The organism is Streptomyces sp. McG3, from assembly GCF_018619185.1.
Classification (GTDB): Bacteria; Actinomycetota; Actinomycetes; order Streptomycetales; family Streptomycetaceae; genus Streptomyces.
This window is the reverse complement of sequence record NZ_JAAXYC010000376.1, coordinates 1-6697: the sequence shown is the minus strand read 5'-3', so window position 1 is coordinate 6697 and position 6697 is coordinate 1. Positions and strand designations below refer to the sequence as shown.

Annotated in this window: 5 protein-coding genes; 1 reads left to right on the top strand and 4 read right to left on the bottom strand. The window is 73.0% G+C overall.

Features of this window, described 5'->3' with window-relative positions; translation table 11 throughout:
- Positions 1–200 precede the first annotated feature (200 nt).
- The 3 genes from HET64_RS34670 to HET64_RS34660 form a co-directional block, all read right to left on the bottom strand.
- Positions 201–2108: an ATP-binding SpoIIE family protein phosphatase gene (locus tag HET64_RS34670; RefSeq protein ID WP_210933612.1), complete on the bottom strand. Its 1908-nt coding sequence runs from the start codon at positions 2106–2108 to the stop codon at positions 201–203.
- A gap of 384 nt (positions 2109–2492) precedes the next feature.
- Entirely contained in the window at positions 2493–3179 is a 687-nt protein-coding gene (locus tag HET64_RS34665) for a DUF402 domain-containing protein (RefSeq protein WP_215111220.1), read from the bottom strand.
- Between the two features lie 141 nt (positions 3180–3320).
- The gene (locus HET64_RS34660) at positions 3321–4736 is read right to left on the bottom strand and encodes an aspartate ammonia-lyase (RefSeq protein ID WP_215111219.1); all 1416 of its coding nucleotides are present in this window, start codon (positions 4734–4736) and stop codon (positions 3321–3323) included.
- Positions 4737–4841: 105 nt separating this feature from the next.
- Between HET64_RS34660 and HET64_RS34655 the strand changes: the two genes are divergently transcribed.
- Positions 4842–6395 carry a ricin-type beta-trefoil lectin domain protein gene (locus HET64_RS34655; protein ID WP_215111218.1) on the top strand — a complete coding sequence of 518 codons (1554 nt, stop codon included), beginning with the start codon at positions 4842–4844 and terminating at the stop codon, positions 6393–6395.
- 59 nt (positions 6396–6454) lie between these two features.
- On the opposite strand, the gene HET64_RS34650 is transcribed toward HET64_RS34655, so the two are convergent.
- The coding region (locus tag HET64_RS34650; RefSeq protein ID WP_251146292.1) for a phosphopantetheine-binding protein at positions 6455–6697 on the bottom strand (243 nt) is incomplete at its 5' end.

Genomic DNA, 6697 nt, shown 5'->3' with positions numbered 1-6697 from the left:
TATAAGAGACAGCCGCCCAGCAGCACGCCCCCCACCGCGCCCTCCACGAGCCCGGAGGTGCCGCCCCAGCCCGGGGAGGACGACGGCCAGCCGGGCGAACGGCCGGGCGGCAACGGACTGCTCGGACAGTGAGGCCGTGACGACAGGAGGGGCGGGCCCGCGGGCCCGCCCCTCCTGTCATGCCGCCCCCGGCGGGCTCCTCACTGCCCCCGGGTCGCCATCTCGAACCAGACGACCTTGCCCGTCGAAAGGCGCGTCGCCCCCCACCGCCGGGCCAGCCGGTTGACCAGGAACAGCCCGCGCCCGCCCTCGTCCGTCTCCCGCGCCCGGCGCTGCCTGGGCAGCTGCGGGGAGTCGTCGCCGACCTCGCAGCGCAGGATGTCGGTCCGCAGCAGCCGCAGCGTCACCGGCCGCTCCGCGTAGCGCACCGCGTTGGTGACGACCTCGCTGACCAGCAGCTCCACCTCGTCGGCCAGGTCGTCGAGACCCCAGCGGCTCAGCGCCCGCCGGGCCAGCCGACGGGCCCGTCCCGGAGCCGCGTCCTCGGGCTCCAGGTACCAGTACGCCACGTCGCTCGGCGCGATCCCGTCGAAGCGGGCGGCCAGCAGCGCGATGTCGTCGTCCCGGTCACCCGGGCCGAGCATGTCCAGCACGTCGTCGCACAGGGCCTCCAGCGGCGGCGAGTGGTCCGGTCCGGTGAGCTGCGCGGTCGCCGCGAGGCGCTCCCGCAGCTGCTCGATGCCCGTCCACACGTCCCGCAGCCGCGACTCCACCAGACCGTCGGTGTAGAGGAGCAGCGTGGCGCCGGCCGGGGCGTCCAGCTCGACGGCCTCGAAGTCCACGCCGCCCACCCCGATCGGGGCGCCCGGCGGCACCACGAGCACCTCGGCCCGGCCGCCCAGGTGGAGCAGCACGGGCGGCGGGTGTCCGGCGTTGGCGATGGTGATCCGGTGCGCGACCGGGTCGTAGACCGCGTACAGGCAGGTCGCCATCCGGTCGCTGCCCAGGCGCTGCGCCTGCTCGTCCAGGTGGTGCAGGACCTCCTGCGGCGGCAGGTCGAGCTGGGCCAGGGTCTGCGCCGTCGTCCGGAGCTGGCCCATGATCGCCGCCGATGTCATGGAGTGGCCCATCACATCGCCGACGACCAGCGCGACCCGGCTGCCGGGCAGCGGGATCGCGTCGTACCAGTCGCCGCCGACCCGGGCCGTCTCGGCCGCCGGGAGGTAGCGCGAGGCGAGCCGGACGCCGGTGGGCTGGGGGAGCGAGTCGGGCAGCATCGTGCGCTGCAGCTCGTCGGCGATGTAGGCCTCGCGCCCGTACAGCACGGCCTTGTCGATGCCGAGCGCGGTGTGCGTCGCCAATTGCGCCGCGACCAGCAGATCGCTGGCCTCGAACGGGGTGCGCTCGGTGCCGCGCACGAACACCGCGGCCCCGATGACCCGGCGCCGGCCGCGCAGCGGGGCGAGGATCGCCCGGTGCCCGGTGGGGACGGACCGGCCGGGGCCGAGCAGCTCCGGCAGGGCGGCCCGCGCCGCGGCTGAGTCGCCGAAGACCGGCCGCACCCCGCGCAGCACCTCGGCCAGCGCACCGCCCGCCCGCACCTCGCACAGCTCGGCGGCCGGCATCAGATCGGCCTGCGGGTCGAGGATCAGCGGACGCAGCCGCTCGGTCTCGGAGCCGGACGCCTCGCCGCCCTCCTCGTCGCTGACGCGCAGCCGGTCGCTGCGGCGCAGCCGCAGGACGAACGGGCTCACCGGGCGCTCGTCGCCCACCGGGAGCGGGTCGCGCAGATAGACGAGGATCGCGTCGGAGAACGTCGGCACGCTGGCCCGGCACAGCCCGAGGACGATCTCGTCCAGGTCTATGCCCCGGGCGATCCGCCGGGTCGCGGCGCCGACGAAGCGCAGCCGGTCGCCCTCGCGGCGGGTGGCCGCCTGCGCCTCGGCGACGGCGGCCGCTCCTGGACCCGGGTTCGGCGCGGCGGCCGGAGCCGGGACCGCGGCAGCGGCGGCCGCGGCCGCGGCGTCCTGCTGCCGGGGCCGGGTGCGCTCCTGCTGCCGGGCCGCCAGAGGCTGCCGGCCTTCGTGGGAGGTGGGGTGCTCCGTCACGCGTGGGATTCCGTCCGTCCGGGCCGGTTGTATGAGGCAGTCACCTCGTGGGGCGCTACTGTGCCCCGGCAAGCGCGGGAAGAACAACGGCTGTCACCGGATGCCCTCGTTGAAGGGGCCGAAACCGAGCGCCTCGGAGATGGCCGACAGGCGACTCCTCCGGCGGCGGACGCGGCGAGAGGGCAGTGGACAGCGTGCACGTCTCCACCCCCTCGTAGTGGCTCCCGCGACCGAGCGGAACGGCCGGGTCCGTGGCCCGTCCCTCCGCACGACCGGTGTGGTGACTTGTGGTCAGTTCCGGTGTGGTGCCCGCTGGTTGCGGCGATCAGCCCTCCGTACGACCGGACCTGCCGACCGGACCGCCCGAAGGGTCTCTCCAGGGTCTCACGACGGCATCCGGGCAGGGGTGCGGTCCCAGTCATCCGGAAGCGGCGGCACCCGCCACCGCGGATCGGGCCGCCAGTGCTCCCACCCGTCCCGGAACGGAGCCCCCCAACCGGTGATCACCTCGACCGCCGCGCGGCCCGCCTCCCGGACCCGGGCCGCGGTCTCCCGGTCCATCAGGCCGACGTGCTGAGCCTGGGCGAACTCGTCCTCGTCGAGCCATTTCCAGCTCCGGTCGGGGTTCACGGAGATGTCGAGAAAGTGATCCTCGGAATCCACCCCTCCGGACCACCGGGTCCGGGGCTCCTCCAGATTCACGTACCAGTTGCGGAACATCCAGCCCCGGTCCCAGAACAGCCACACCGACCACGGGTCCCCGGGCCTGGCCAGCTTCAGCACCCCGGAGCCGAACCAGGTCGAGCGGGCCGTGGTGCGCGGCGCGGTGTAGCGGGTGGCCAGCGGCTCGGCGTGCACCTGGGTGCCGTCGGCCAGTACCGGCCGCACGCATTCGGTGCCCGGCGCCATCCAGACGGCGAGCAGCTCGTCGGTGTCCTGGACGACGGTCACCGGACGGCAGATGTGCACGGGCGGGGCGCCGGCCGTCCGGTGGGCCCGGCCGTTGTCGCGGTAGCGCCAGAGGATCTGGTCCCCCGGCGCCCAGCGTGCGTACTCTCCCGTACCTGTCATGGAGGGATCTTACGGAGCACTCCCACCGGCCCGCTGCGACTCGGGTCACCCCGTCCCGATCGCCGGACACCCGGGGGTCTCACGGGGCGCTCCCGGGCGTCACCGGGAACCCCCGGCGTCACCCGGCGACCGCCCCCGCGCTCACGGGCGCGTCATCCGCAGCACGTCCAGCGCCTCGTCGAGCTGCTCCATCGTCAGGTCGCCGCGCTCGACGTAGCCCGAGGCCAGGACCGTCTCGCGGATCGTCGTCCCGTCCTTGAGGGACTTCTTGGCGACCTTCGCCGCCTCCTCGTAGCCGATGTACTTGTTCAGCGGGGTCACCACGGACGGCGAGGACTCGGCGTAGGCGCGGGCCCGCTCCACGTCGGCGGTGATGCCGTCGACCGTACGGTCCGCGAGCAGCCGGGAGACGTTGGCCAGCAGCCGTACGGACTCCAGCAGGTTCTTCGCGATGACCGGGAGCATCACGTTCAGCTCGAAGTTGCCCGCGGCGCCGGCCGTGGCGACCGTCGCGTCGTTGCCGGTGACCTGGGCGGCGACCATCAGGACCGCCTCGGGGATCACCGGGTTGACCTTGCCCGGCATGATCGACGAGCCGGGCTGGAGGTCGGGCAGCGCGATCTCGGCGAGGCCGGTGCGCGGCCCCGACGCCATCCACCGCAGATCGTTGGAGATCTTGGTCAGCGACACGGCGATGGTCCGCAGCTGGCCGGAGGTCTCCACGAGCCCGTCCCGCGCGCCCTGTGCCTCGAAGTGGTCGCGGGCCTCGGTGAGCGGCAGCCCCGTGGCGTCCGCGACCTCCGCGATCACGGCGGCGGAGAAGCCGGGCGGGGTGTTGATGCCGGTGCCCACCGCCGTACCTCCCAGGGGCAGTTCGGCGAGCCGGGGGAGAGAGGCGCGCAGCCGCTCCACGCCGTAGCGGATCTGGGCCGCGTAGCCGCCGAACTCCTGGCCGAGGGTGACCGGGGTGGCGTCCATCAGATGCGTACGGCCGGACTTCACGACCTCCGCGAATTCGGCCGATTTCCGCCCCAGGGATTCCGCCAGGTGGTCCAGGGCGGGGATCAGGTCGGCGGTGACGGCGGCGGTGGCGGCGATGTGGATGGAGGACGGGAAGACGTCGTTGGACGACTGGGAGGCGTTCACGTGGTCGTTGGGGTGGACCTCGCGGCCGAGGCGCTCGGTGGCGAGGGTGGCGATCACCTCGTTGGTGTTCATGTTCGACGAGGTGCCCGAACCCGTCTGGAACACGTCGACCGGGAAGTGCTCGTCCCAGCGCCCCGAAGCGACCTCGGCGGCGGCCTCCCGGATCGCGGCGGCGATGTCCGGATCCAGTACCTTCAGCTCGGCGTTGACCTTGGCCGCCGCGCCCTTGATCCGGGCCAGCGCTTCGATGTGCGCCCGCTCGAGACGCTGCCCGGAGACGGGGAAGTTCTCCACCGCCCGCTGGGTCTGGGCGCGCCACTTGGCGTCCGCGGGGACCTTCACCTCACCCATCGAGTCGTGCTCGATCCGGAATCCGCTGTCACGGGGCGTCCCGCCCGACGTGTCGACCATGGTGTTTAAACCTCCTGAAAAAGATGAGCACTTCTCTTGTTCCATGTATTCCCAAGTCGCCTACCGACCAGTAAATACCGGGGGTAACCACTATCGGGAGGCGCAATGAGGCGCACCAGCACCAGACTTCGAGGGCTCGGAAGCCTTCGCCGGCTCCGCTGTACGGTCGCGGCCGCCGTCGCGCTCGCGGCCGCCGTCGGCGGTATGGCCGCCGCCGGACCCGCGGGCGCGACGGAGTCGGGTACCAGCTCTATCGCATCCACCCCTCTCCCGCCCGCACTGGAAGCCGTCCGGGCCGCCGAGGCCACCCAGCTGTACGGGAGCCCCGCCGAGCGGCCGCTCGGCGACCGCAGGACCGGGCTGATCTCGCTCGGCGACAGCGAGATATCCGGCGAGGGCGTCGGCACCTACGACCCCGGCACCAACGGGCCGGACAACTGGTGCCACCGCTCACCGGACGCCGCCATCCACCGCACGGGCATCGCGGCGGACGTCACGTACAACGTCTCGTGTTCCGGCGCCTATACCGGAAACATCAAAATCGGCGGAAACAAGCAGTACGCCGACGAGCTCGTGCAGAGCGACAGCCTCGCGATCAAGGCCCGCAACACCCGGATCAAGATGATCGTCCTGGTCGCCGGGGCCAACGACGACCTCCAGTTCGGCCCGGTCATGACCGACTGCGTGGTCCGCTACATCAGCCTCCAGGGCCCCTGCGAGCCGAAGTACGCGGGCGGCTGGCAGGCCCGGGTCGACGCGCTGGTCCCGAAGGTCGAGCAGACCGTCCGCGACCTGCGCACCGTCATGACGGGCGCCGGGTACGGGGACAACGACTACAAGCTCGTCCTGATGGGCTACCCGAGCCCGATCGGCCCGGACTTCCGCGACAACCCGAAGTTCCCCGGCAAGCTCGTCTGCGGCGGACTCGGCTACGACTCCGACACGGTCTGGGGCCGCAACACCGCCGTGCCCGCCTTCCAGGCCGGCATGCGCAAGGCCGCCGCCGCCACCGGGGCCTCCTACCTCGACAACTCGCGGCTCTTCCACGGCCACGAGGTCTGCACCGAGAACACCTGGGCGCGCGGGCTCTTCATCGACGTGAGCAAGCCGGGCCTGCCCGACGAGAACTCCGTCCGGCAGTCCTTCCACCCCAACGCGGCCGGCCACCGGGCCTTCGCCTCCTGCCTCACCCAGCTGTACGACTCCGGGCTGCGCGAGGCGAGCTGCGCCGACCCCGCGAGCACGGGGAACCCGGTCCTGACGGGAGCGGCCTTCGACGACCTGTTCGCCCCGCTGAAGAACGAGGCGACCGGGGCCTGTGTGGACGTGCCCGCCTCGGTCACCCGTAACGGCACAGCGATCGGCGGCTGGGACTGCCACGGCGGGCGCAACCAGAACTGGTGGTACGACGCCGGTACGCACACGGCCCGCACCGCGCTCAGCCACGACCGCTGCCTGGACGTGCCGGGCGCCAAGTACAACGCCGGCGCCACGCTCGTCGTGTGGGACTGCTCGGGCGCGGCCAACCAGAAGTTCGTCCGGCAGGCGGGCACCGTCCGCCCGGCCGCCGCGACCGGACTGTGTCTGACGCTGGCGGGGGCCAAGGACCCGCTCAAGCTCCAGACGTGCGACGGCGGCGCGAACCAGCGCTTCGTGTAGCCACCGCGTGCGAGGGGGCGGCCGCCGCGGCGCGGTCGCCCCCTCGTCCTGTCCCTCTCTCACGCCTCCCGGGCCAGCGCTTCGGACAGCGCCCCCAGCGTCGGCGTCAGATACAGCTGCCGCAGCGGTATGCCGGGCAGCCCGCGCTCCCGGGCGAGCGTGCCGATCCGGATCGCGTACAGCGAATTGCCGCCCAGGTCCCAGAAGTCGTCGTCCGGGCCGATCTCCGCCACGCCGAGGACGTCCCGCCAGATGGCGGCGAGGACGCCGGCGGGGGCGGTGGCGGGCGCGGCGTCGCGGGG